Origin of the sequence: Vitiosangium sp. GDMCC 1.1324 (assembly GCF_003044305.1) — a bacterium.
Lineage (GTDB): Bacteria > Myxococcota > Myxococcia > Myxococcales > Myxococcaceae > Archangium.
This window is the reverse complement of sequence record NZ_PZOX01000011.1, coordinates 307,661-331,180: the sequence shown is the minus strand read 5'-3', so window position 1 is coordinate 331,180 and position 23,520 is coordinate 307,661. Positions and strand designations below refer to the sequence as shown.

18 protein-coding genes are annotated in these 23,520 nt (G+C 67.3%); 11 read left to right on the top strand and 7 right to left on the bottom strand.

Annotated elements, in window-relative coordinates; all coding sequences use genetic code 11:
- Positions 1-46: 46 nt before the first annotated feature.
- Positions 47-1,828, top strand: coding sequence for a serine hydrolase (locus tag DAT35_RS30425; RefSeq protein WP_108071595.1), 1,782 nt, complete (start codon positions 47-49; stop codon positions 1,826-1,828).
- A 91-nt stretch (positions 1,829-1,919) separates the two neighbouring features.
- Here the strand turns inward: DAT35_RS30425 and DAT35_RS30420 are convergent, their stop codons facing one another.
- Positions 1,920-2,729: an isocitrate lyase/phosphoenolpyruvate mutase family protein gene (locus tag DAT35_RS30420; protein WP_108071480.1), complete on the bottom strand. Its 810-nt coding sequence runs from the start codon at positions 2,727-2,729 to the stop codon at positions 1,920-1,922.
- Entirely contained in the window at positions 2,726-3,271 is a 546-nt protein-coding gene (locus tag DAT35_RS30415; RefSeq protein WP_233261805.1) for a carboxymuconolactone decarboxylase family protein, read from the bottom strand. The genes DAT35_RS30420 and DAT35_RS30415 overlap by 4 nt, the downstream gene beginning before the upstream one ends.
- A 16-nt stretch (positions 3,272-3,287) precedes the next feature.
- Here DAT35_RS30415 and DAT35_RS30410 point away from each other — a divergent pair, with 16 nt between their 5' ends.
- Both DAT35_RS30410 and DAT35_RS30405 read left to right on the top strand, forming a co-directional pair.
- Positions 3,288-4,721, top strand: a complete 1,434-nt coding sequence (locus DAT35_RS30410; RefSeq protein ID WP_158501956.1) for a PLP-dependent aminotransferase family protein — start codon at positions 3,288-3,290, stop codon at positions 4,719-4,721.
- A 178-nt stretch (positions 4,722-4,899) separates the two neighbouring features.
- On the top strand, positions 4,900-6,240 hold the full coding sequence (locus tag DAT35_RS30405) for a C1 family peptidase (RefSeq protein WP_108071473.1): 1,341 nt from the start codon (positions 4,900-4,902) through the stop codon (positions 6,238-6,240).
- A 132-nt stretch (positions 6,241-6,372) separates the two neighbouring features.
- On the opposite strand, the gene DAT35_RS30400 is transcribed toward DAT35_RS30405, so the two are convergent.
- The 4 genes from DAT35_RS30400 to DAT35_RS30385 form a co-directional block, all read right to left on the bottom strand.
- Positions 6,373-7,842: a hypothetical protein gene (locus tag DAT35_RS30400; protein WP_108071471.1), complete on the bottom strand. Its 1,470-nt coding sequence runs from the start codon at positions 7,840-7,842 to the stop codon at positions 6,373-6,375.
- Between the two features lie 131 nt (positions 7,843-7,973).
- Positions 7,974-8,780, bottom strand: a complete 807-nt coding sequence (locus DAT35_RS30395; protein WP_108071469.1) for a heme ABC transporter ATP-binding protein — start codon at positions 8,778-8,780, stop codon at positions 7,974-7,976.
- Positions 8,777-9,856, bottom strand: coding sequence for an iron ABC transporter permease (locus DAT35_RS30390; protein WP_108071467.1), 1,080 nt, complete (start codon positions 9,854-9,856; stop codon positions 8,777-8,779). Before DAT35_RS30390 ends, DAT35_RS30395 begins: the two co-directional genes overlap by 4 nt.
- Entirely contained in the window at positions 9,837-10,733 is an 897-nt protein-coding gene (locus tag DAT35_RS30385; RefSeq protein WP_108071465.1) for a hemin ABC transporter substrate-binding protein, read from the bottom strand. The genes DAT35_RS30390 and DAT35_RS30385 overlap by 20 nt, the downstream gene beginning before the upstream one ends.
- Positions 10,734-10,955: 222 nt before the next feature.
- On the opposite strand from DAT35_RS30385, the gene DAT35_RS30380 reads away from it, so the two are divergent.
- A complete protein-coding gene (locus DAT35_RS30380; RefSeq protein WP_146209952.1) occupies positions 10,956-11,549 on the top strand; it encodes a hypothetical protein in 594 nt (197 codons plus the stop codon).
- Between the two features lie 137 nt (positions 11,550-11,686).
- Here DAT35_RS30380 and DAT35_RS30375 read toward each other — a convergent pair whose 3' ends face one another.
- Complete coding sequence (locus DAT35_RS30375; protein WP_108071461.1) at positions 11,687-12,319, bottom strand: TetR/AcrR family transcriptional regulator; 633 nt, start codon at positions 12,317-12,319, stop codon at positions 11,687-11,689.
- A gap of 97 nt (positions 12,320-12,416) precedes the next feature.
- Here DAT35_RS30375 and DAT35_RS30370 point away from each other — a divergent pair, with 97 nt between their 5' ends.
- The 7 genes from DAT35_RS30370 (at position 12,417) to DAT35_RS30340 (ending at position 23,484) form a co-directional block, all read left to right on the top strand.
- Entirely contained in the window at positions 12,417-14,111 is a 1,695-nt protein-coding gene (locus DAT35_RS30370) for an acyclic terpene utilization AtuA family protein (RefSeq protein ID WP_108071459.1), read from the top strand.
- Between the two features lie 35 nt (positions 14,112-14,146).
- Entirely contained in the window at positions 14,147-15,313 is a 1,167-nt protein-coding gene (locus DAT35_RS30365; RefSeq protein ID WP_108071457.1) for an acyl-CoA dehydrogenase family protein, read from the top strand.
- An 11-nt stretch (positions 15,314-15,324) separates the two neighbouring features.
- Positions 15,325-16,941, top strand: coding sequence for an acyl-CoA carboxylase subunit beta (locus DAT35_RS30360; RefSeq protein ID WP_108071455.1), 1,617 nt, complete (start codon positions 15,325-15,327; stop codon positions 16,939-16,941).
- Between the two features lie 11 nt (positions 16,942-16,952).
- Positions 16,953-18,965 carry an acetyl-CoA carboxylase biotin carboxylase subunit gene (locus DAT35_RS30355; protein ID WP_108071453.1) on the top strand — a complete coding sequence of 671 codons (2,013 nt, stop codon included), beginning with the start codon at positions 16,953-16,955 and terminating at the stop codon, positions 18,963-18,965.
- On the top strand, positions 18,962-20,578 hold the full coding sequence (locus DAT35_RS30350; RefSeq protein ID WP_233261804.1) for an AMP-binding protein: 1,617 nt from the start codon (positions 18,962-18,964) through the stop codon (positions 20,576-20,578). Before DAT35_RS30355 ends, DAT35_RS30350 begins: the two co-directional genes overlap by 4 nt.
- Before the next feature lie 158 nt (positions 20,579-20,736).
- Entirely contained in the window at positions 20,737-21,105 is a 369-nt protein-coding gene (locus tag DAT35_RS30345) for a co-chaperone YbbN (protein WP_108071449.1), read from the top strand.
- Positions 21,106-21,495: 390 nt separating this feature from the next.
- Entirely contained in the window at positions 21,496-23,484 is a 1,989-nt protein-coding gene (locus DAT35_RS30340; protein WP_158501955.1) for an amidohydrolase, read from the top strand.
- The last annotated feature ends 36 nt before the right edge of the window (positions 23,485-23,520 follow it).

The following is a 23,520-nucleotide window of genomic DNA, read 5'->3' as shown; positions in this document are numbered from 1 at the left end:
GCACTACGCGCTGCACCCGCAGTGCGAGCCGTGGCAGCATCGCGCCATGAACGTGCCTCGCAACGAGACTGCTCGAGCCTTCCGGACGGCCTGGCTCCTCTTGACGTTGTTCCCCGCATTCGTGGTCGCGGGTCCGGCGCCGCGAGCTCCAGCCGAACGGCTCATCGGGACGTGGGGCAGCGAGCAGCGCCTGGGTCCGGAAGTCCGTGGGGAGCTGACCGTGGTGCGTGGCGCGGGCGCGTGGCGTGCCCGCCTCGCGGGCTTCGACGTGCCAGCACGGGTGGAGGGGAAAAAGGTCTCTGTCGTTCTTCCGGGAGGACAGGGGGAACTGCGAGGAATGTTGGCGGAGGACGGGAAGAGCATCCGCGGGCATTGGCTGCAACCGCGCGTACTCATGAGCGGGATGCGGTTCGCCACTCCGGTGGAACTGCGCTCCCTTCAAGCGGACGTCTGGCGCGGAGAGGTAGCTCCGCTCGAGGACCGATTCTCACTGTACCTGGTGGTCCAGAGGCAGCCGGATGGATCCATCAGTGCCTTCTTCCGCAACCCGGAGAGGAATTTCGGAAACAGGCTGATATTTCGCGTCACCCTCCAGGAGGGCGTGGTCCGCCTCGTCTCCACTTCGGGAGGGATGAGCCTCGAGGGCACGTTCGACGCGCAGACCGAACGGTTGTCGCTGCTCTACCCACCCCTGGGCCGCACCTTCGACTTCACGCGGCGCGACCGGAACCAGGCCGTGGGGCTCTACCCGCGCACGCCCGCACCGGGCCCGTACGTCTACCGCAGACCCATCGCGGAGGAGGATGGCTGGGCAACGGCCTCGCTCGCCGACGTCGGCATGGATGCCCAGCCCATCGGCCAGCTCGTGCAGCAAATCCTCGATCAGGAGCCCGGTCCCAGCCCGGCGCCTGCAATCCAGGGGCTCCTCATCGCGCGCCATGGAAAGCTGGTGGTCGAGGAGTATTTCTACGGCTTCGACAAGGAGCGGCCGCACGACCTCCGCTCCGCGGCGAAGACCTATGCATCGGTGCTGATTGGCATCGCGCTCGACCAGGGCGCTGCCTTTTCCATCGACACGCCCGTGGTCTCCCTGTTTCCCGAGTACCAGGGCGGCATCGCCAACCTGGACGAGCGCAAGCGCGGGCTCACGGTGGGGCACCTGCTGACGATGTCCACGGGCCTGGCGTGCGACGACGAGGATGCGTCCTCTCCGGGTAACGAGGATCGGCTCGAGGACGACGTGGCGGACTGGTACAAGTACACACTCGACCTGCCGATGGTGAGGGCGCCGGGAGAGAAGGGCGTGTACTGCTCGGCGAACATCAACCTCCTGGGGGGCGTTCTTCGCAACGCCACGCACACCTGGATACCGGAGTTCTTCGAGCGCAACCTGGCCACGCCGCTCCAGATGCGTGGGTACCATCTCGACCTGATGCCATCGGGGGAGCAGTACCTGGGTGGGGGCATCTACATGCGCCCGCGTGATGCGTTGAAGCTCGGGCAACTCTACCTCTCCGGCGGCACGTGGAACGGGAGGCGGGTCGTGAGCCAGCAATGGGTCGAGCGCTCCACGGCGAACCACGCGACCCTGGAGCCAGGCCGGACGTACGGGTACACATGGTGGCGCCAAGACATCCGCGTCGGAGACCGCGTCTATTCCGAGTACGAGGCGAGCGGAAACGGTGGGCAGCTGGTGATGGTCGTCCCCGAGCTCGACCTCGTCGTCATGTTCACCGCTGGCAACTACAACCATGTGGCCATCTGGAGGAAGTTCCGGGAGGAGCTGCTGCCCCAGTTCATCCTCCGTGCAATCACACGCGATGAGTGATGGCCACGTTGTCGGCTCTCCCATCGCGTCCTGAGAGAACTTCGATGTGGCGCGTACTCCTCCAACGCAGGCAGCGCTGGCAGAACGCCGCTCACTCGAACCAGCGATTGACCTCGGGATAGGTCAGCATCGGTCCATCGAACGTGGGTGCCCAACGCCCCGCCAGGAGCTGCTCCGCATCGCGCCTCGCGGCCGAGAGCGCAGCCAGTGCGAGGCGTGGCCCCACACTGATCCGGCGCACCCCCATTGCTCGGAGCTGCTCGACGGGCGCAAGTGTCGACGCAGCCCAGACGTTGAGCGGGACTCGCACCTCTTCGGCGATCCGCACCAGCTCCTCGGGCTTCGCGAGGCCCGGCACGAAGAAGCCGTCACAACCCGCCTCCACATAGCGCTTCCCGCGCCGCACCACCTCATCGAGAGCCTCGCTGCCCGACAACATGCGGCGGAGGATCACGTCGGCCCGGGCGTTCAGGAACATATCCAGCCCCTGGCGCTGGAGCGCCTCACGTGCTGCCGACAGCTTCGCGGCGAGCACCTCGGGCGGCTCGGTACCGTCCTCCAGGTTGACGCCGACCACTCCGACCTCCGCGAGACGGCAGATGGCGTCGGCCACGCCTGCTGGGCTCGTTGCGTAGCCTCGCTCGAAGTCGACGCTGACCGGTACGTGCACCGCTCGAACGATGTCGCGGGTCGCGGCGAGCACCTGGTCGAACGGAAGTCGCTCACCATCGGGAGCCCCGCGCGCCCAAGCCACCGCCGCGCTGCTGGTTGCGAGGGCGACACCTCCCACGGCCTCGACCAGACGGGCACTCACGGCGTCCCAGACATTCGGCAGGACGAGGAGCTGACCCGGAGCGTGGAGTGCTCGGAACCGGGCCACATCGCCAGAGGCGGGGCTCATCGGCGAACCGCCGTGAGGGCCTCTGGCGGGAAGCGGTAGGCCAGCGCGATGCGATTCCAGGAGTTGATCGCCACCACGACCGAGGTGAGCGCCGCCAGGTCGGCCTGCGAGAAGAGACCCGACACTTCGCGGTACAGCACGTCGGGCACATCCCCGTTCGTCAGGCGAGTGAGCGCATCGGTCCAGGCAAGCGCCGCACGCTCGCGCGGGGTGAAGAGCGACGAGTCGCGCCAATGCTCGAGTGCAGCGAGCCGCTCCTCCGAGATGCCCTTCTTGCGAGCCGCACTCGTATGCATTGCGATGCAGAAGTGGCAGCCGTTCACCCTGGAAGCGCGCAGCTTGATGAAATCGATGAGCTCCGCGCCGAGACCGCTCTGTCCCGCCGCAGTGGAGATCGCGATCAACGAACGCCAGGTCTCGGGAGCAAGGCTCTGGAATGCGTCCAGGTCGATTCGAGTGGATTCAGTGTTCATGCGCGGCAGGATAGATTCTCGATGGTGTAGCAAAAGGGCCAAGAAAGATGAAAATGACTGGGCCATCATGAGTTCTCGCGGAGCCATGTTTCATCCCTCGATCCGGCGGCAGCGGGGCGACAGCCCCCTGCATGTCCAGCTGTACGACAGGATCCGTCAGGCCATCCTCACCGGGACGCTGCCACCCGGCGCTCGCCTTCCCTCGGCGCGAGCCATGGCACAGGAGGCCTGTGTCGCGCGCGGGACGGTGGATGTCGCGTACGCACGCCTCACCGTGGAGGGGTTCCTGGTGACACGCGGCGCAGCAGGCACGTTCGTCACGGGAGCGCTCCCCCTGCCTCCTCGCGGAGCCTCCCTGGCGCCTGTGCAGCCACAGCGCGCCGAGCCTCGAGCCCGCGAGGCGCTCCGACCGTTCCGGATTGGCATCCCGGCGGTCGCCGCATTCCCCGTGTCGACCTGGTCGCGAGTGCTGGGTCGGCACTCACGCCGGGCCCGGGCCGCTGACCTCGCCTACTCCGACTCCTGCGGCGACAGCACGCTGCGCGAGGCCATCGCCGCACACCTGGCGGTGTCTCGCGGCGTCATCACCCATGCGGACCAGGTGGTGATCACCAGCGGATTTCACGGTGCACTCGGGCTGATGGCTCAGGCGCTCGCGAAGCCGGGCGATCAGGCGTGGATAGAGGACCCTGGCTACTTCCGGGCACACAGCGCGCTCTTGCTCGCGGGGCTGCGGCTCGCTGCCGTGCCCGTGGACGCCGAGGGAATCGACGTTGCCAGGGGCGTCGCGCTCGCCCCGAACGCCAGATTCGCGTTCGTGACGCCGAGCCACCAGATGCCGCTGGGCATGGCGCTCTCGCTGCCTCGCAGGTTGGCGCTCCTGGCCTGGGCGCGCAGCTCGGGCGCGTGGATCGTCGAGGACGACTACGACGGCGAGTACCAGTACGCCTCGACGCCCCTGCCCGCGCTCAAGAGCCTCGACGACAGGGGGCTGGTGCTCTACGCGGGGACCTTCAGCAAGTCGATGTTCCCCACCCTGAGGCTCGGCTTCCTCGTCGTGCCGGACAAGGCTCGTGAACCGCTCGCCCGAGTCGCCAACCTGTTGCATCCCGCCCCACCGCTCGCCTTGCAGCGCGCGGCTGCCGACTTCCTCGGAGAGGGGCACTTCGCTCGTCACGTGCGCCGGATGCGCACGCTCTACGCGGAGCGGCGCGCGGCTCTGTTGCGCGCTCTAGACGAGCTCGGCTCACCGTACCTCCAGATCGAGCACGCGACGAGCGGGCTCCACCTGCTCGTGCGCTTGACGGGTGTCCGCGACGACGCGGTGGTGGCCCACGCGGAAGCTCTCGGCCTCGCGCCAGGATCGCTGTCGCTCCATCAGGCCAGCCCGGCGAAGGAGCGGCTCGATGGACTATTGCTCGGATTCGCCGCGCTGCCCGCTTCCCGAGCCCGCGATGCCGTGCAGCGGCTCGCTCGAGCCATCGAGCTGGCGCGCCAGCACCGTGGCAAGGAGACATGACCTCGTGCCGGGCCTCCGGACGGACGCTGGCAGGCGGTGACCTGGCTGGTGACGGGCATCGACTGAGGGCCTCACACTCCACCTCCCCTCGCCCCGGGCAACGCGGCATAGTCGCGCCTGGAGCCGCCACGGCGAATCGCCCGACCTCTTCACTCATTGGCGGCTGGCAAGGGGTAGCATGTCATTCATCATCCAGCGCGGAGATGGCTCGGCGCGACGTGTCTCCGGTTACAAGTTCGCGGCACCCAGGCCGGGGACGAAGAAGTATGGCGGTGAGCGCCTCGGCAATCGCGCGCTCCCGCCCAAGGTGGATCTCCGCCCGTACCTGACCACCATCGAGAACCAGGGCGAGACCAACAGCTGCGTCGCCAACGCGGTGGCGGGGGCATACGAGTACCTCGTCAAGCGCCACCTCGAGGAGGACGCGTACGACGTCAGCCGCCTGTTCATCTACTACAACGCCCGCGCCCTCGAGAGAGATGACATCAAGGACGAGGGCTCCATCATCGCCAACGCCATCGAGGGCCTGAAGGAGCACGGCGCCTGCTCGGAGGAGACCTGGCCCTTCGACAAGGAGACCGTCAACGAGGAGCCCAGCGAGGAGGCCTACGAGGAGGCCCAGCAGTTCGTCATCGAGGACACCGAGCAGGTGCCCACGAACCTCGAGGCCTGGAAGCGCTGCCTCGCCGAGGGCTACCCCATCATCTTCGGCATCTCGCTCTACAAGTCCTTCGACGCGCAGCGCCAGAAGGGCCTGGTGCCCATGCCCACGGACAAGGAGGCCGCGCGCGGCTCGCACGGGGGCCACGCGATGCTGTGCGTGGGCTACTCGGACGCAGACAAGGTCTTCATCGTCCGCAACTCGTGGGGCACCAACTGGGGCGACAACGGCTACTGCTACATCCCCTATCGCTACCTCATCAGCGAGAAGCACAACGGCGGCGACTCGTGGATCATCCGCCGGCTCGAGACGCTCGAGGTGGACGAGGACACCTGGGGCGACGACTCGCCCGTCATCGAGGAGCTCTCCCACGAGCTCGCGGACATGGACGAGAAGGCCTACCACGCGCTGCTCGATGCCATGGGTGACGTTCCCCTGGAGACCCGGCTCGCCGTGCTCTTCCTCCAGGCCGCGGGCGTCGACGGGGACATCTCCGACGAGGAGCTCGAGGGCATCGCCGAGTACCTGGGCGAGGTGCTCGAGGCCATGGGCCTGCGCCTCGAGCCCCAGAAGGTCCTCAAGCACTGCCTCAGGTACATCGAGAACGAGGACCTGCTCGAGGAGACCGTCGAGCTGCTCGGCAATCACCTCTCCAAGGCGGCACTCGCCGGAATCGTCGCCCGGCTCGAGGAGGTCGTGAGCGCCGATGACCTCTCGGAAGACGAGGAGAGCTTCCTCGATGAGCTCATCGAGCTCTGGCAGGTCGCCGAGGACGGGGACGAAGACGAAGACGAGGAGGAGGAGGAGGACGAAGACGACGACGAAGACGAGGAGGATGAAGACGAGGACGATCGCTGAGCTGGCGCGCCGGGGCGGGGGTGGACCGGGTTCGAGGACCTCCCCCTCCCGAGCGTGAGCCCATCGCCCGTCCGTCTTGGCACCTAAACAGGAGGGCGGCCGCCGCCTCTTCAGACCCCCAACTGGAGAGGGTCAGCTGAACAACCGGGTGCTTCCCTCGCAGGACTTGCAGGCGCGGACTCCGGGGTTCGAGTAGTCGCGGTCCATCGCGCCGATGACCTCGTCCATGTCCCGGAACTGGTAATACTTCAGCCTGAAGCCGCAGGCCCAGCAGTACACCGCGCTGCACGTGTCACAGATGTGCCAACGCCGCGCCAGGGACGGGAACCTTCCGTGCACGGCGTCGCAGGAGTTGCACATCAGGTTCCGGCTCGAAACCTCCGGATCCGGCACGTTCCACTTGTAGATGATGCGCTTCTTCAGCACGTAGTTGTTCTGGTACTCGGTGTTCAACGTCTGCAGGTTGTTCACGGGGTACTGCATGTAGTGCAGGTGCGACGTCGCCGGGAAGTTCGCCGCCAGGATGCCGAGCTGGTTGTTGTAGTAGGCCGTCGTCGTCTTGGTCCAGGCGTGGGACTCCTGGTCGTGCCCGTGCAACTGCTTCAAGGTGTTCCCGAAGGGAATGTGGAAGGGAAATCTCGCGCGCACCATGTCTTGATAGGGAATGGGGATGCAGTGCCCATTGCGCTGGTTCTCCAGCATGAAGGCCGGCGTCGAGGTGTTGAAGTTCCGGTCATAGACGAGCGTCGCGAACAGGCTCGTGTTGTAGGAGATGGGGAACCCGTTGCTGCCCACCAGGGAGTCGACGTCGTAGTCCGAGCCCCGGTAGAGGAGCAGACTCCCCGCGCTCTCCATCTCCACCCGCATCGCGGCGCGCAGGCTCCGGACGAGGATGTCCACCTTCGTGCGCAGCGGCAGGCTCCCGTTGAGGCGCTCGCCCAGGCTGATCTGGCTCGCCACATTCGCCGGGTTCAAATACCTGAAGCGGGACTGCCGGGCCGCCGCGCGAAGGATGTGGGCCTTGAAGCGCGCCAGCTCCGGGTTTATCAGGCTCCAGAGCTGGGCGCCGGAGAGCGGAAAGTGCCGATCGTGCACCGTCAGGAGGGCGCGCAGCTTGTCGGTGATGAGGACGTTCATCCCGAGCGAGCAGCCGATGTTCTCCGCATCCAGGTTGATGACGGGGTCGACGTGGGCGGCCTCGTACTGGGCCATCGGTTCCAGGGCCCACTGGTCATACCTCGCGAGCGTTTCCTCCTGCTCCATCAGCTCGTTGAGGAACACCAGTTCGTAGAGCGTCTTCGGAATGAAGACGAGCCCGTAGGAATAGGGATGAATCGTGGCGTTCCGGTTGGTGAGCTGCTGCTGCACCGTGGCGGCGCGATTCCTGACCGCCTGCTCCACCGCCGTGGCGGCCTGCACCTCGTTCATCACGTGATTCGTCACGTTCAGTCGGTGCTGGTGGACGATGTGAAAAGGCGAATGGGGGTGGAGGATGTTCCGGTAGATGTCCCGGTACTCCGCGCTGCTCAGCCGGCCCAGTGGATGTCCCGGCCGACTCTTGATGACGACGAACTCCCCGTAACCATCTGGCACGAGCGGCATCGCGTGAGGCCCCCTTCCCAGGAATCGAGCCAGGATATCACATCAATGTCCGGAAATCCTGTTGCCCGGGGAAGCAAGAGAAGGCCTTCCCCTCCCTCGTCCTGTCGGGCATCGACGGAGGCCCTCTCGCTTCAGGAGGGTGTCGACGAACGCTCGCCTGAAACGATGATCGGACAATCCAGCCAGGGATGCGGGAGGGTGCTCATGGGGTAGTCGAAAGCCCGGGTGAGGATGTCTGTCGTCATGACCGAGCGAGGCTCCCCGAATGCAATGGCTTTCCGCTCGGCGAGCACCAGGACCTTGTCCGCGTATTGGGCGACCAGGTTCAGGTCATGGAGGATGAGGAGCGCCGCGACGCCTTCCCGGGTCGCCTCCTTTACGAGCTGCAAGGCCTTGTGCTGATGGGCGATGTCCAGACTGCTCGTGGGCTCATCCAGCAGGAGCAACCGGTCTCCCGCGGTGTCATGAATCTGGGCGAGTGCGCGTGCCAGGTGGACACGCTGCTGCTCTCCACCCGAGAGCGTCAGGTAGTTGCGCGCCTCATACCCCTCGAGCCCGACCCGCGCCAGGCAGGCGCGAGCGATCCGCACGTCCTCCCGCGACTCCGGACGGTGCTGCTGGTGGGGGATCCGCCCCAACATCACGACCTCCAGGGCCTCGTAGGCGAACTGGAGGTTCGTGCTCTGGGGCAACACGGCCCGTCTCCGGGCGAGCTCCGTCCGCGAGCTGTGGCCCAGGGGGGAGCCGAAGGCGAGCACCTCGCCACTCTGGCTGCTCAGCTCTCCCGTCAGGTGTTTGAAGAGCGTGCTCTTTCCCGCCCCATTGCGTCCGATGACCACCAGCAGCTCGCCAGGCGCCAAGGTCAGGTGGATGCCGGACAGGAGCCGCGTCTCACCGAGCTGGCAATGGAGGTCGCGGACCTCGAGTACCGGGCTCATAGGACGTGGGTCCTTCGCTGTCGCAAGAGCAGGTACAGGAAGAAGGGCGCACCGGCGAGCGCCGTCACGATGCCGATGGGCAACTCGGAAGGAACCACGACGGTGCGGGCGAGCAGATCCGCGAGGACCAGGAGCGCCGCGCCCAGGAGCGCGGAAAGGGGCAACAGGACACGGTGGTTGGGACCGAGCCACAGCCGGATGAGATGGGGAACCACGAGCCCGATGAAACCGATCATCCCGGAGACGGCGACTCCCGCCCCCACGCCCAGGGCCACGAGCGCCACGATCTTCCACTTGGTGCGCTCCACCGAGATGCCCAGGTGATGCGCGTTCGCCTCGCCCAGGAGGAGGGCGTTGAGGGGGTTCGCGAGAAACAGCATGCCCACGGCGCAGAGCAGCACCAGGGGGGTGATGGTGGAGACCAGGGGCCACGTCGCTCCCGCGAGCGAGCCGAGCTGCCAGAAGGTGAGGGTCCGCAGCTGATCGTCGGTCGAGAGATAGGTGAAGAGGCCCGTTCCGGACACGCAGAGCGCGTTGATGGCGACCCCGCACAGAAGCATCATCGCGACGTTGGTCTTCCCGTTCTCCTGGGACAGCGAAGCGATGAGCAGGATGGCCACGAGGCTCCCGACGAACGCCGCCACCGGAAGGGTGTAGAAGCCGAGGAGCTGGAGCTTGAACACCGTGACGGCGGCCACGGCGAACGAGGCTCCGCCCGACACCCCGAGGAGACCGGGATCTGCGAGCGGATTGCGGAAGAGTCCCTGGAGGGCCACGCCCGCCACGGAGAGCGCGGCCCCGACCAGGACGCCCAGGAGGACGCGCGGCAAGCGGATGGCGTAGAGAACCACCGCCTGCTGCTCCGTGAACGCGGCAAACGGAGGCAGACCGACCTGCTCGAGAAGGATGGACACCACCTGGGCGGGGCTGATGGAGACGGCCCCAACCCCCAGGGAGATCACGACGCAGAGCAGCAGAAGCGGTCCGAGGACGAGCAGACCCTTCGTCCTCTTGCCGAGAGCCGTCGGAGCGTGCTCGCCCGGCCGCGAGATGAGCTCACTGCTGAGGCTTCGCATGGATTGCCGTGAAGATCGCGTCAGCGAATTGGGGGAAGCGGGGACCAACCCAGCGGATGCTGTTGTCCACGGCCAGGATCTTCTTGTTCCGGCCCGCTGGAGTCAGGGCCACACCCGGGAGCTTCAGGGCGCCGTCGATTCCGCCCACCGCTTCGAGGCCCCGGTTCAACATGATGATCGCATCGGGGGACGCGAGCACCATCCCCTCCGCCGTCAGCACCTTGGTTCCCGTGGTGAAGTCCGCGGCGTTCTGACCTCCCGCCAGCTCGATGAGCACGTGGACGCCCGTGTCTTTCCCGTAGACGAAGGCTTCTCCAGGGCCGTGGGCGTAGAGGAAGAGGATCCGGGGCTTCTTCTTCACCGAGGAGCTCTTCTTCCCCAGCTCCGCGCACTGCTTGTCGAGCTCCTGGGTCATCCGCTTCCCGGCCTCCTGGGCATGGAAGAGCCGCGCGACGACATCGATGCGCCTCTTCAAGCCGTCCATCCCATCCCTGGCGGAGTTCTCGAGGATCAACACGGGAATCTTGGCGCTCCGGAGCTGCGTGGCGGTGGAGGGCGTCAGGTTCTCCTCCGTCGCGAGAACGAGGTCCGGCTTCAGGCTGATGATGCCCTCGACGCTGGGATGGTAGGGGTGGCCGACCTTCGCGATCTTCTCCTGCTCGGGCGGGTAGGTCCCCCCCACGTCGGTTCCGACGATGGTGTCCCCCTTGCCGAGTCCGAACAGGATTTCCACCAGCGAGGAGTTGACCGCGACCACCCGCTTCGGAGGGCCCATCTCCACGGTCTGTCCGTCGACGCCCTTGAACTGCTCCGCGTGGACGAGGGAGCTCGCGAGAACGGAACTCATGAGCAACAACGAGAAGGCTGGATTCCTCATGACAACCCCACTCCATCCCAAGAGGTCACCGGGACCCTCTTTGGCCGGAATACTGATTTTGAGAATCAAACTCAAAAACCACCGAGACATTCCCCTCTCGCGAGGCTCCTGTCAAGGGCGAGGTTCAGTTCACGAACGGGCTCCGTGTCGCGGGCCTTCGGAAGGACCGGCCATCGTAGGTCTCCTCCGACGGTGTGGCCATGGCGGCCCTATGCTGTGCGCATGGCAAGAATAGAGCTCAGCAAGGAGCAGCTGGCGCATCTCCTCGCCGCACTGAGAGTGTACGAGGAACGGTTCGAGGCCAAGGACGGCGACACCAGCAACGACCTGCCCGTCATCCAGTCGCTCAGGAATCATCTCCGGACGCTCCATGACGAGGGCTCGCCCAAGGAGTTCATACCGGCATCCCTCACGCGGCATCTGCACGTGATTGCGAAGCAGATGCTCGACGACATGGATGAAGCCAACCGTCTCTACGAATCGGGCCAGGCGGAGGGAAATGACTGGGTCGATCCCAACGATTACTTCATCTGGCAGGCATTCATCCTCGACGTTCTCGAAGAGAGGCGGGACAGCGGATTCCAGCGGGATGAGATGCTCGACAAGGGATACGGATTCCTCATGGGCTGCATCCCCGCCTACTTGAAGCAGGAGCGGCAGCTCGATGCGTCTCACCGCGGAGGGCTCATGCGGTTGTACGTCCACTGGACGCTCGAATGGGCGACGGACTATGCCGGTCATCTGAACGATGCCGACTGGCCGGCCAATCTTCGTTCCGTGCAGCAGAGCCTCCAGCGAATTCTGGATCTGACCTGAGGTGGTGGAACACGCCGCGCGGGGTCCACGGCGTCTGGCCCGTCGCCCACAGGCCAGGGTCGACGCCGAGGGGTGCTGGCTCCTAGCTATCAGGGCATGGTCGGCTGCTCGCGTTCCAGCTCCACTCGGACTGCGCCTCAGTCAGTCTGCGTCGCGCTCGTCGGCGTGAGCTGCGCCTCGAGTGTACGCGCCCAGTGGGCGAGCACCTTGCGGCGCCGGGCGGTGTCGTCGTGGAGCAGGTTCGCGAGCGCCAGACCACGGAGGAGGTCGAGTGTCGCGCGCACGGCGTCACGGACATCGCGGTCGCGTTCATCGAGGCCGAGCAGCTCGACGGTGAGCCGGTGCACCTCCCGGCCGAAGTGCGTCTCCAGCGGCAGCAGAAGTGCTTTCAGCTCCTTGTCGACCACGGCCGCCACCCACAGATGCGTCGCGGCCGTGAAGAGCGGACCGGCGTAGACGTCAGAGAGCAGGTTCAGCAGGGGCTCGACGCGTCGCCGGCTCTGCGGCAGGCCCTTCGCGCGCCGTGCAATCTCCTCGGTCTGCTGGTGGAAGACATGCTCGACCGCGGCCGCGACGAGGGCCGCCCGCGTCGGGAAGTGGTGCTGGCAAGCGCCCCGCGACACCCCCGCCCGCTCGGCGATGGCGCCGGTCGTCGCCCCCGCCCAGCCCTGCTCCACGAGCACCTCGATGGCTGCCGCCATCAGCTTCTGCCGCGTCACACGGCTGCGTTCCTGCTCCTGCCTCGTCGCGCCGTTCGCCGTACCGCTCATGCGCCTACCCTGTTGCATTGCTCAGAAAAAAGCAATCACGCTTGCTTTTTTCCGGATGGGGGGTACAGACTTTTCACTCACTGGCACGGGAGGTGCGATGGACGCTCGATCGCTGCGCATCGGCAATGCATCCGGCTTCTACGGCGACCGCTTCTCCGCGTTCCGTGAGATGCTGGAGGGCGGCCCGCTCGATGTCCTCACCGGCGACTACCTGGCCGAGCTGACGCTCCTCATCCTGGGCCGCGACCGGCAGAAGAACCCGGCAGGTGGGTACGCCAGGACGTTCCTGCGCCAGCTCGAGGAGACACTCGGCCTCGCCGTCCAGAAGAAGGTCCGCATCGTCGCGAATGCCGGCGGCCTCAACCCGGGGGGGCTCGCGAACGACCTGCGCGCGCTCGCCGCGAAGCTCGGCCTGTCCGTCCGCGTCGCGCACGTCGAAGGCGATGACCTCGTGGGACGAGCGGACGAGCTCGGCTTCGGCCGGCCCCTCACGGCGAACGCGTACCTCGGCGGCTGGGGCATTGCGGCGTGCCTCGACGCCGGCGCGGACATCGTCGTCACGGGGCGCGTGACCGATGCCTCGCTCGTCGTCGGCCCCGCCGCCTCCCACTTCGGTTGGAAGCGCCACGACTGGGACCGCCTCGCTGGCGCCATGGTCGCTGGCCATGTCCTCGAGTGCGGAGCGCAGGCCACCGGTGGCAACTTCGCATTCTTCGGTGAGCTCGACTCGCGCCGGCCCGGCTTCCCGCTCGCGGAGATCTTCGCCGACGGCTCGAGCATCATCACGAAGCATCCGGGCACCGGCGGCGCCGTCACCGTCGATACCGTGAAGGCCCAGCTCGTCTACGAGATTGCCAGCCCTCGCTATGCGGGCCCCGACGCCACCGCGCGCTTCGATACCATCACGGTCGAAGCCGCTGGCACCGACCGTGTGCGCCTGTCGGGCGTGCGCGGCGAACCGCCTCCTCCGAACGTGAAGGTATGCCTGAACCGGCTCGGCGGGTTCCGCAACGAGGCCAGCTTCGTGCTCGTCGGCCTCGACATCGAGGAGAAAGCGGCGCTCGTGCGGGCGCAGTTCGATGCGGCGCTCGACCCGCGACCGGCCGAGGTCGTCTACACCCTCGCTCGCACTGACCACGTCGACGCACCGAGCGAGGAGCAGGCCTCGGCGACGCTGCGCGTCACCACGAAGGATGCCGATGCGAAGGTCGTCGGACGCCACTTCAGCAGCGCCGCGGTGGAGCTCGCGCTGGCCAGCTACCCCGGCTTCTTCATGACCACGCCGCCCGGCGACGCCTCACCCTTCGGCGTCTACACGCCGGCCTGGGTCGATGCGCGGAAGGTGCCGCACGTCGCGGTGCTCCCGGATGGGACGCGCACCGACGTGGCGCCGCCGGACGAGACGCGCGCGCTCGAAGCGGTTCCGGCGCCGACGCTGCCGGCGCCACTGCCATCGGGGCCCACCCAGCACGTGCCGCTCGGCCGGGTGGCCCTGGCACGCAGTGGGGACAAGGGCGGGGACGCGAACATCGGCGTGTGGGTCCGCACCGAGGAGGCGTGGCGCTGGCTCGTGCACACCCTCACGGAGGAGAGGCTGCGCGCGCTGCTGCCAGAGACACGCGAGCTCACGATTCACCGGCACGTGCTTCCGAACCTGCGCGCCTTGAACTTCGTCATCGAGGGCCTCCTCGGTGAAGGCGTCGCGTCGTCCACCCGCTTCGACCCGCAGGGCAAGGCGCTCGGCGAATGGCTGCGCGCGCGCCATGTCGAGGTACCGGAACAGCTTCTCTGACCCTTCGCACGCTCTCGAGTCCACCGAGGAAGCCCATGAAGCAGACCCAGGAACACCGCGCCATCCGCCAGACCGTCCGCAAGTTCGTCGAACAGGAACTGAACCCGCATGTCGACGCCTGGGAGGCCGCTGAGATCTTCCCGGCGCGAGAGGTGTTCCGGAAGCTCGGTGAGCTCGGGTTGCTCGGCATCACGAAGCCGTCGGAGTTTGGAGGGCTCGGGCTCGACGCGTCGTTCTCGGTTGCCTTCGCCGAGGAGCTCGGCCACTGCACCTGCGGCGCGCTGCCGATGGCAATCGGTGTCGTCACCGACATGGCGACGCCCGCCCTCGCCCGCTTCGGCAGCGACGCGCTGCGACGGGAGTTCCTCGCGCCGACGCTCGCCGGCGAGCGCGTCTGCTCCATCGCGGTGAGCGAACCTGGCGCCGGCTCCGACGTCGCGGGGGTGACGACCACCGCGCGCCGCGACGGCGACGACTACGTCATCGACGGCAGCAAGATGTGGATCACCAACGGCATGCAGGCCGATTGGATCTGCCTGCTCGCCAACACGGGCGGCGGGCCGGCGCACGCGAACAAGTCGCTCATCATCGTGCCGATGGACCGCCCCGGCATCACGAAGTCGAAGATCCGCAAGCTCGGCATGTGGGCATCCGACACGGCGCAGCTCTTCTTCGACAGTGTGCGCGTGCCGGTGCGCTTCCTCATCGGCGAGGAGGGGCGCGTCTTCGCGATGCAGATGCAGCAGTTCCAGGAGGAGCGGCTCTTCGTGTCCGCGAGCACCCTCGTCACCTTCGACCGGCTCATCGCGCAGACGGCCGAGTACACGCGTCAGCGCAAGGCGTTCGGTCAGCCGATTCTCGACAACCAGACCGTGCACTTCCGGCTCGCCGAGCTGCAGACGGAGGTCGAGGCACTCCGGGCGCTCATCTACCGGACCGTCGAGCTGTACGTCGAGAACAAGGACGACCCCGAGGTCTTGAAGCTCGCCTCGATGTGCAAGCTCAAGTCGGGCCGCCTCGCCCGAGAGCTCGCCGATGGGTGCCTCCAGTACTGGGGCGGCATGGGCTTCACCTGGGACAACCCCCTCGCACGCGCCTACCGCGACCTGCGCCTCGGCTCCATCGGCGGCGGAGCCGACGAGGTGATGCTCGGGATCATCAGCAAGACAATGGGCACCCAGCCTCGCAAGTCGCGCGGCTAAGGAGGAGTGATATGCCGACGCTCGTCTCCCGCATCGAACCGACCTCCTCCGCCTTCACCACGCACCGGAAGGAGATGCTCGCCCGCGTCGCCGAGCTGCGCGCCATCGAGCAGAAGTCGCGTGACACCGAGCAGCAGGCCCGCGAGAAGTTCCAGAAGCGCGGACAGCTCCTGCCGCGCGAACGGCTGGCGCTACTGCTCGACCGTGGCTCCCCCTTCCTCGAGCTCTCGACGCTCTGCGGTTACAAGCACCACGACGACACCGACGGCTCGCTTGCCGGCGGCAACACCATCATCGGCATCGGCTTCGTCTCGGGCGTGCGCTGCCTCGTGTTCGTGAACAACTCCGCCGTGAAGGGCGGCACCGCGACGCCCTGGGGAGTCCAGAAGGCGCTGCGCGCGCAGGAGATCGCGCTCGAGAACCGGCTGCCCGTCGTGTCGCTCGTCGAGAGCGGCGGCGCGAACCTGCTCTACCAGCAGGAGATCTTCGTCCCGGGCGGGGAGACCTTCTACAACCAGGCGAAGCTGTCGGCGGCCGGCATCCCCCAGGTCACCGTCGTCCACGGTTCGAGCACCGCTGGCGGCGCGTACATTCCGGGGCTCTCCGACCACGTCGTCATGGTCCGCGGGAAGGCGAAGGTGTTCCTCGCGGGCCCGCCCCTCCTACTCGCGGCCACAGGCGAGGTCGCCACGGACGAGGAGCTCGGCGGCGCGGAGATGCACGCCACCCTTGCCGGCACCGCTGACCATCTCGCCGAGGACGACGCCGATGGCATCCGCATCGCGCGCGAGATCATCGCGTCGCTCGGGTGGAACGACGCATTGCCGCCGCCCGCGCGCTCTGCCTTCGAGCCACCCCGCTACGCGGTGGAGGAGTTGTGTGGCGTCGTGCCCATCGACCACCGGCGGCCCTACGACTGCCGCGAGGTGATTGCGCGACTCGTGGATGGCTCGGACTTCGCACCCTTCAAGGACGACTATGACGCGCTCACCGTCTGCGGTTGGGCGCGCATCGAGGGCCGGTCGATTGGCATCATCGGCAACAACGGGCCCATCACTCAGAAGGGCTCGACGAAGGCGGGGCAGTTCATCCAGCTCTGCTGTCAGGCGAGGACGCCCATCGTCTACCTGCAGAACACGACCGGCTACATGGTGGGCACTCAATCGGAGCAGGGTGGCATCGTGAAGCACGGCGCGAAGATGCTGCAGGCGGTGGCCAACGCGACCGTGCCGCAGGTGACGATCCTGCTCGGTGGTGCCTTCGGCGCTGGCAACTACGGCATGTGCGGCCGCGCGTTCCACCCGCGATTCATCTTCGCCTGGCCGAACGCGCGCACGGCGGTGATGGGTGGCGAGCAGGCGGCAAAGGTGCTGTCCATCGTCTTCGCCGAGAAGGTCCGGCGCTCCGGCCAGCCTGTCGACGAGGAGGCGCTGAAGGAGATGTCGCGACCGCTCATCGAGCAGTTCGAGCGCGAGTCGGATGCCTTCCACTGCAGCGCGCGGCTGTTCGACGACGGCGTCATCGACCCGCGGGACACGCGGCGGGTGCTCGGGTTCATCCTGGCGACGTGCGAGGAGGCCGCGCGCCGCACGCTCTCGCCCAACACCTTCGGCGTCGCCCGGCTGTAGCGAGGGAAACCATGAAGCGCATTCACAAAGTGCTGGTGGCAAACCGGGGCGAGATTGCCGTGCGCGTGCTGCGGACCTGCCGCCGCCTCGGCCTGCGCACGGTCGCCGTATTCTCCGACGCCGACCGGGACGCGCCTCACGTGCGGCTCGCCGACGAGGCGGTGCACCTGGGACCGGCGCCAGCGAAGGAGTCGTACCTCTCCATCGAGCGGGTGCTCGCGGCGGCGGCGGCGTCCGGCGCCAACGCCATCCATCCCGGGTACGGATTCCTCTCGGAGAACGAAGACTTCGCGCGCGCGTGCGCGGAGGCCGGCCTCGTGTTCATCGGGCCGCCGGCGGATGCCATCGAGTTGATGGGAAACAAGCGGCAGGCGAAGCTGCGCATGCAGGCCGCCGACGTGCCGTGCATCCCCGGCTACGAGGCGGCCCGTCCCGGCGAGTCGCTCGACGACGAGGCCCTGGTCCGTGAGGGCAATCGCATCGGGTTCCCCCTCATGGTGAAGGCGGCGGCAGGCGGTGGCGGGCGCGGCATGCGCCTCGTCCGCGAGCCCGGCGCACTGCTCGACGCCATCCGCTCCGCGCGCTCGGAGGCGACGAACGCCTTCGGCAGCGGCGAGCTCATTCTCGAGCGAGCGCTCGAAGGCGCGCGTCACGTCGAGGTGCAGGTCTTCGCGGACGAGCACGGGAACGCGGTGCACCTCGGCGAGCGCGACTGCTCCATCCAGCGGCGGCACCAGAAGGTGGTCGAGGAGAGCCCGTCCCCGGCCGTCACGCCGGCGCTTCGCGAGCGCATGGGGGCCGTGGCGGTGCAGGCGATCCGCGCCATCGGTTACCGCGGCGCGGGTACCATCGAGTTCCTCCTCGCGCCGAACGGCGACTTCTTCTTCATGGAGATGAACACGCGCCTGCAGGTCGAGCACCCGGTGACAGAGCTCGTGACGGGGCTCGACCTGGTCGAGTGGCAGCTGCGTGTTGCCGACGGCGAGCCGCTCCCGCTGACGCAACCAGAGATCGCCTTCCGCGGGCATGCCATCGAGGTGCGGCTGTGCGCGGAGGACCCGGCCAAGGGGTTCCTTCCCCAGACGGGACGGCTCCTCGCGTGGGTGCCACCGGCCGGCGAGGGCGTCCGCGTCGACCACGGCGTGCGCGAGGGCCAGGACATCACGCCGTTCTACGACTCCATGCAGGCCAAGCTCATCGCGCACGGGCCGGACCGCGAGACGGCGCGCGAGCGGCTGGCCGCGGCGCTGCGGGAGCTGACGGCGTTCGGCGTCACGACGAACGGCACCTTCCTCCAGCACGTCCTCGCACACGAGGCGTTCCGCTCCGGCCGGTACGACACGGGCTTCGTCGCCGCGCACCTGCCCCCGGAGACGCTGCGTACGCTCGGGCAGGCGTCCGCCGAGGACCAGGCCGTCCTGGCCGCCCTGCTCTTCCACGACGACGCGGTGGCGCTCGCCCAGCGGGGAGGCTTCGACGTACCGCTCGCCGGCTGGAGCAGCTCCTACTCCCTGCCCGTGCCGATCGTCCTGAATGATGGGGCATCGGAGTTCCGCGCATCGGTCCGCCCCGTTGCGCCGGCGGAGTACGAGGTTCGCATCGGCGACACCTGTGTCGCGCTCTCCCTGCGCTCCATCGCCGCCGAGCACGCCGAGCTCGAAGTGGCAGGAAGGCGCCGCGCGGTCCGGTACCGGCGCGCGGGGGGGACGCTGTGGTGCTCGCTCGACGGCGTCACGCGCCACCTCCGCGACGTCTCCTTCCGGCTCCCCTCCGAGCGCGAGCGCGCCAGCGACGGCCGCCTGCGCGCGCCGATGGATGGCCGCATCATCCGGGTGAACGCCGAGGTCGGCGCGACCGTGACGCGGGGCGACGTGCTGGTGGTGCTCGAAGCGATGAAGATGGAGTCGCCGCTCGTCGCGCCCATGGACGGCGTCGTCACGGCGGTGAACGTCACGGTCGGGGCGCAAGTGCCGACACGCCACGTCGTCGCGATCGTCTCGCCCAAAGGAAAAGAGGCAGCATGAGTGAAGCACCGATGTCCGCGACCCAGGAAGCGCAGTACAGGCGCATCAGCCGAGTCTCTCTGGGAGACGTCATCCACCGGTCGGCGCTGCGCTGGCCGGAGAAGACGGCGCTCGTCGACGGCGAGCTCGAGTTCTCCTATGCGGAGCTCGACCGGCGATCGAACGCGTTCGCGCACTACCTGCTCGCGCAGGGCCTTCCCCGGGGCGCTCGCATCGCCATGCTCTGCGGCAACTCGGCGCAGATGGTCACGGCGTTCATCGGCATCTACAAGGCGGGCCTCGTCTGGGTGCCCATCAACACCGGCCTCGCCGTGGATGCCGTCCGCTACATCCTCGAGCATGCCGAGGCGACGCACGTCGTCATCGACGCCGAGTTCCTCGCGAAGCCGGAGCTGCGGGTAGTGCTCGACGCGCTCGGCACCCGCATCATCGTCTGCGTCCCCGAGGGGCAGGCCTCGCCCGGCGGGAACACGACCGCCTTCCTCGACACGCTGAAGGGCCAGCGCGGCACCCTGCCGGAGGTGGACATCGAGAGCGGCCAGCTCGCCCAGATCATGTACACGAGTGGCACCACCGGCCAGCAGAAGGGGGTCATGCACTCGCACGCGTCGGTGCACGCGGCGATCAGCGGAAACCTCTTCGAGCTCGGGCTGCGGCCGAGCGACTCGACCCTCTGCGTGCTCCCGATGTTCCACTGCGCGCAGCACGCCGTCTCGATGTCGTTCCTGCTCGCCGGCGCGACCATCGTCGTGCGGCGCGCCTTCGAGCCGGGCGCGATGCTCGCGACCATCGAGCAGCGCGGCATCACGCTCCTGCTGGGCCTGCCGATCATGTACGGCGCGATGCTCGCGCACCCGGCGCGTCCGGCGACGAAGCTGTCCAGCCTGCGCCTGTGCCTCTACGTCATGGCGCCCATGGCGCGCACGCTGCTCGTGGAGCTCATCGAGAAGTTCTGCCCGGGAGGCTTCGCGCTCGCGTCGGGGCAGACGGAGATGTACCCGGCGACGACCATGTTCAAGCCGGAGCAGCAGCTCAAGCGGTTCGGCTCGTACTGGGGCGACTCGGTCGTGACGAACGAGACGGCCATCATGGACGATGAAGGCCGGCTGCTCGGGCGCGGCGAAGTGGGAGAGATCGTCCATCGCGGGCCGAACGTGATGCTCGGCTACTACAAGGACCCGGAGGCAACCGCGCGGGCGCGCGCATTCGGCTGGCACCACACCGGTGACCTCGGCATGTTCGACGCCGACGGCCAGCTCCTCTTCGTGGACCGCAAGAAGGACATGATCAAGACCGGCGGCGAGAACGTCCCGTCCATCAAGGTGGAGGAGATCCTCCTGCGTCACCCCGCGGTCCTGCAGGTCGCGGTCGTGGGCCTGCCGCACCCGCGCTGGTCCGAGGCGGTCACCGGCTTCGTCGTGCTCAAGCCCGGCGCCTCCACGACCGAGGCCGACATCATCGGCCACTGCCGCCAGCACCTCGGTGGGTTCGAGGTACCGAAGTCCATCGTCCTGCTCGGGGCGATGCCGCAGACGACCACCGGCAAGGCGCAGAAGTTCGTGCTCCGGCAACAGTACGATCGGCACTACGGGGACGTGAGCGGGGTGGCGTAGCGCCCCCTCCAGATGGCGGGGAGTTGTGCGAACGCGACGGAGTGGGTGGCGCACTCCAGGCAACGCGCCAATCGTCTGGCAGCCTTCCCGCTGGGCGGCCCTACCAGCCTTCGAGGCCGCACTGGCACTCTCCAGGAAGCAGACACAGGGTGAGAGCCATGGCGACCATGGAAATTGGCAAGGACAACTTCAAGGACGTCGTGTCGAAGGAGGGGATCGTCCTCCTCGACTGGTGGGCTGACTGGTGTGGCCCATGTCGCGCCTTCGCCCCCGTCTTCGAGCAGGCCAGCGACCAGCACCCGGACATCCGCTTCGGGAAGGTCGACACCGAGAAGGAGCCGGAGCTGACCGACGCGTTCGCGGTCCGCTCCATCCCCACGGTGATGGCCTTCCGCGACGGCTTCATGCTCTTCGAGCGGGCGGGAGCACTGTCGGCGACGGATCTCGAGGAACTCATCCGCCAGGTGCGCGCGCTGGACATGAACGAGGTCCGCCAGCGAGTCGTGGAGCTTCGGGCTCAGCAATAGCCCCACGGCAAAGGACTCGAACTGCTCGTGCGCCCCCCAAGCGATGGAGGCCCCCTCCTCCATGCCTGCGGCGTCGATGCGAACGCCCCAGCAGCTCCTGCTCGAAACCTGATGTGCCATGGCTCCGGCTGACGCGTCATGACTCCAGCTGACGCGTCAGCGCCCCGGCTGACGCGTCAACTGACCCGCCGCGAGGAACCTCACGGGCGTAAGCACGCGGAAAGACCCCTATCGAGTCGAGAGCTTCGAAGTGGCACATGCGTTGCTGGGTTGTTTGAAGTCACACCAACACCAGAGGCCGTGGTCCCGCGAAAGCCACACATCCCGCACAGCGGCCCCTCCGCATGTGCACGGACCACCCTCTCTCATCCCCTTAGGACTTCATCTCGAATGTCTGCACCCAGAACAACCCTCCTGGCCACTGTATTCACGGCCTCCGTCCTCGCGGCATGCGCGAGCACCCCGGCACGCCACGGCGCGAAGACTGCCTCCCGTGTGTTCCTCGGCAAGGTCCGTACCATGGACGCCCGGGACACCGTCGCCAAGGCAGTGGCCGTCGATGCGCGCGGTCTCATCGTCGCCGTCGGTACCGAGCAGGAGGTCATGGCCTTCGCCGACGATCAGACCAAGGTGGTCAAGCTCGACTCTGGCCAGACCCTGCTCCCCGGCTTCCTGGACTCTCACATGCACGTCGTGGGCTTGATGCAGCAGGAGACAGGCCTCGTCAGCCTCGTCGGCGCCTGCCGCCCCCAGCCCTACGCCGAAGGCAACGGCCAGTGCAGCAACTTCATTTCGGAGTCGCTCCAGAGGCTCGGCGAATCCCTGAAGAATGACACGCACAACACCTTCGTCGTCGCCATGAACCTCGACCCGTCCCGCCAGCAATATGACGCGGTCACCTCGAGCGCCGAATTCAAGAAATGCCCCGCTCAATACATCGAGAAGCTCATTCCTGGCTCGCGGCCCATGCTCATCATCGACCAGTCCGGTCACTTCGGCTACGTCAACCGCGCCGCGTTCGATGCGCTCAAGAAGGTCCGCACCGCGCACGGGCAGGCATGGCCCCCCGCGCTCTCCGCGGGCAGTCTCTGGAATACCACCACCGCGACCGACCCGTGCTCCGTCACCTACGACGACGGCGGTAAGCACTACACCGGCCTCCTGACCGAGCTCGATGCCTACAACGTGTTCTTCCCCGCCATCGAGGACCAGGTGCTCGGCGATCTCCTGCAACACCCGGACACGTACGTCCAGGACGGGCGCAAGGGCGCCACCCAGGTCCTCTCCGAGCTGCGTCAGGCGGGCATCACCACCCTCACCAGCATGGCTCAAACCAAGGCGGCGCTGCAGATGACCCGGCTGCTCGCCATGAGTCCCGCCTCCGGGACTCGAATGCTGTCCGTCGTGCCGGCAGACATCGCCACCCAACACCTCAACAGCAAGCCCATCCTCCCCTCGTGCAACCCTCTCGAGGACTCGGCCTGCCAGTGGCCCAAGGACCTGGGCGTCAACGGCATCAAGATGATCGCCGATGGTTCCACCCAGGGTTGCACGGCGGCGCTGTCGCAGACCTCCTCCGGCCCTCAATACCTCTCGTCGAGCGAGTGCGCCCCTCCCGATGGCCATATCGACTTCTCCCGCGATTACCTGATCAACCAGCTCAGCCCCCTCTGGAAGACGGGCCTCTGGCGCTTCGAGACGCATGCCAACGGCAACCGCTCGATTCGCATGGTGCTGGATGCCTACGCCACCCTGCAACAGCAGCAGCCCAACGACCACACCGCGACCCTCATCCACGCCACTGTTGGTGAAGAGTCCCTGTGGAAGGATGCTGGAAACCTGCGCAATGGCAGCTACCAGCTCGACGGCAACACCGTCCCCAAGGTCAGGCTGCACTTCACCCATCTCATCGGCCATGTCGCCTACTGGGGCGCCGTCTTCGAGCGCCAACTGGGCAAAGACGCCGCCGCCTATATTGACGCGACGGGCTACGACAAGCAGTACGGCATTCCCTTCAGCTTCCACAGCGACGCGCCCGTCTCGGTGCCCAGGCCGCTGTGGTTCATCCGCCAGGCCGTCACCCGCGAGACGTGGACCTACCCCGAGCTCACCCAGCAGCATGTGCTCGGCGCGCCACAGCAGATCTCCGTGCGCGACGCGCTGCGGGCTGTCACCCTCGATGCAGCCAAGGAGAAGGAGCTGGATCCATGGATCGGCAGCATCGAGGTCGGAAAGGTCGCCGATTTCGTCGTCCTCAGTGAGGATCCCGTCGACTACGAGCCCAAGAACGGCGGCGATCCCACCAAGATTTCGAGCATCAAGGTCGTGAACACCTATCTCGGCGGTATCGTCACCGGCGCAAGCTCCTCCGCTCCGTAGGAAAGATGCACAGAGGGGTGGCCCCGGAAGGCCACC

Excerpts from the sequence above, each read along its gene's own strand:
- DAT35_RS30425 (WP_108071595.1), top strand. The coding sequence starts at position 47 with ATGAACGTGCCTCGCAACGAGACTGCTCGAGCCTTCCGGACGGCCTGG.
- DAT35_RS30420 (WP_108071480.1), bottom strand. The coding sequence starts at position 2,729 with ATGAGCCCCGCCTCTGGCGATGTGGCCCGGTTCCGAGCACTCCACGCT.
- DAT35_RS30415 (WP_233261805.1), bottom strand. The coding sequence starts at position 3,271 with ATGATGGCCCAGTCATTTTCATCTTTCTTGGCCCTTTTGCTACACCAT.
- DAT35_RS30410 (WP_158501956.1), top strand. The coding sequence starts at position 3,288 with ATGTTTCATCCCTCGATCCGGCGGCAGCGGGGCGACAGCCCCCTGCAT.
- DAT35_RS30405 (WP_108071473.1), top strand. The coding sequence starts at position 4,900 with ATGTCATTCATCATCCAGCGCGGAGATGGCTCGGCGCGACGTGTCTCC.
- DAT35_RS30400 (WP_108071471.1), bottom strand. The coding sequence starts at position 7,842 with ATGCCGCTCGTGCCAGATGGTTACGGGGAGTTCGTCGTCATCAAGAGT.
- DAT35_RS30395 (WP_108071469.1), bottom strand. The coding sequence starts at position 8,780 with ATGAGCCCGGTACTCGAGGTCCGCGACCTCCATTGCCAGCTCGGTGAG.
- DAT35_RS30390 (WP_108071467.1), bottom strand. The coding sequence starts at position 9,856 with ATGCGAAGCCTCAGCAGTGAGCTCATCTCGCGGCCGGGCGAGCACGCT.
- DAT35_RS30385 (WP_108071465.1), bottom strand. The coding sequence starts at position 10,733 with ATGAGGAATCCAGCCTTCTCGTTGTTGCTCATGAGTTCCGTTCTCGCG.
- DAT35_RS30380 (WP_146209952.1), top strand. The coding sequence starts at position 10,956 with ATGGCAAGAATAGAGCTCAGCAAGGAGCAGCTGGCGCATCTCCTCGCC.
- DAT35_RS30375 (WP_108071461.1), bottom strand. The coding sequence starts at position 12,319 with ATGAGCGGTACGGCGAACGGCGCGACGAGGCAGGAGCAGGAACGCAGC.
- DAT35_RS30370 (WP_108071459.1), top strand. The coding sequence starts at position 12,417 with ATGGACGCTCGATCGCTGCGCATCGGCAATGCATCCGGCTTCTACGGC.
- DAT35_RS30365 (WP_108071457.1), top strand. The coding sequence starts at position 14,147 with ATGAAGCAGACCCAGGAACACCGCGCCATCCGCCAGACCGTCCGCAAG.
- DAT35_RS30360 (WP_108071455.1), top strand. The coding sequence starts at position 15,325 with ATGCCGACGCTCGTCTCCCGCATCGAACCGACCTCCTCCGCCTTCACC.
- DAT35_RS30355 (WP_108071453.1), top strand. The coding sequence starts at position 16,953 with ATGAAGCGCATTCACAAAGTGCTGGTGGCAAACCGGGGCGAGATTGCC.
- DAT35_RS30350 (WP_233261804.1), top strand. The coding sequence starts at position 18,962 with ATGAGTGAAGCACCGATGTCCGCGACCCAGGAAGCGCAGTACAGGCGC.
- DAT35_RS30345 (WP_108071449.1), top strand. The coding sequence starts at position 20,737 with ATGGCGACCATGGAAATTGGCAAGGACAACTTCAAGGACGTCGTGTCG.
- DAT35_RS30340 (WP_158501955.1), top strand. The coding sequence starts at position 21,496 with ATGTCTGCACCCAGAACAACCCTCCTGGCCACTGTATTCACGGCCTCC.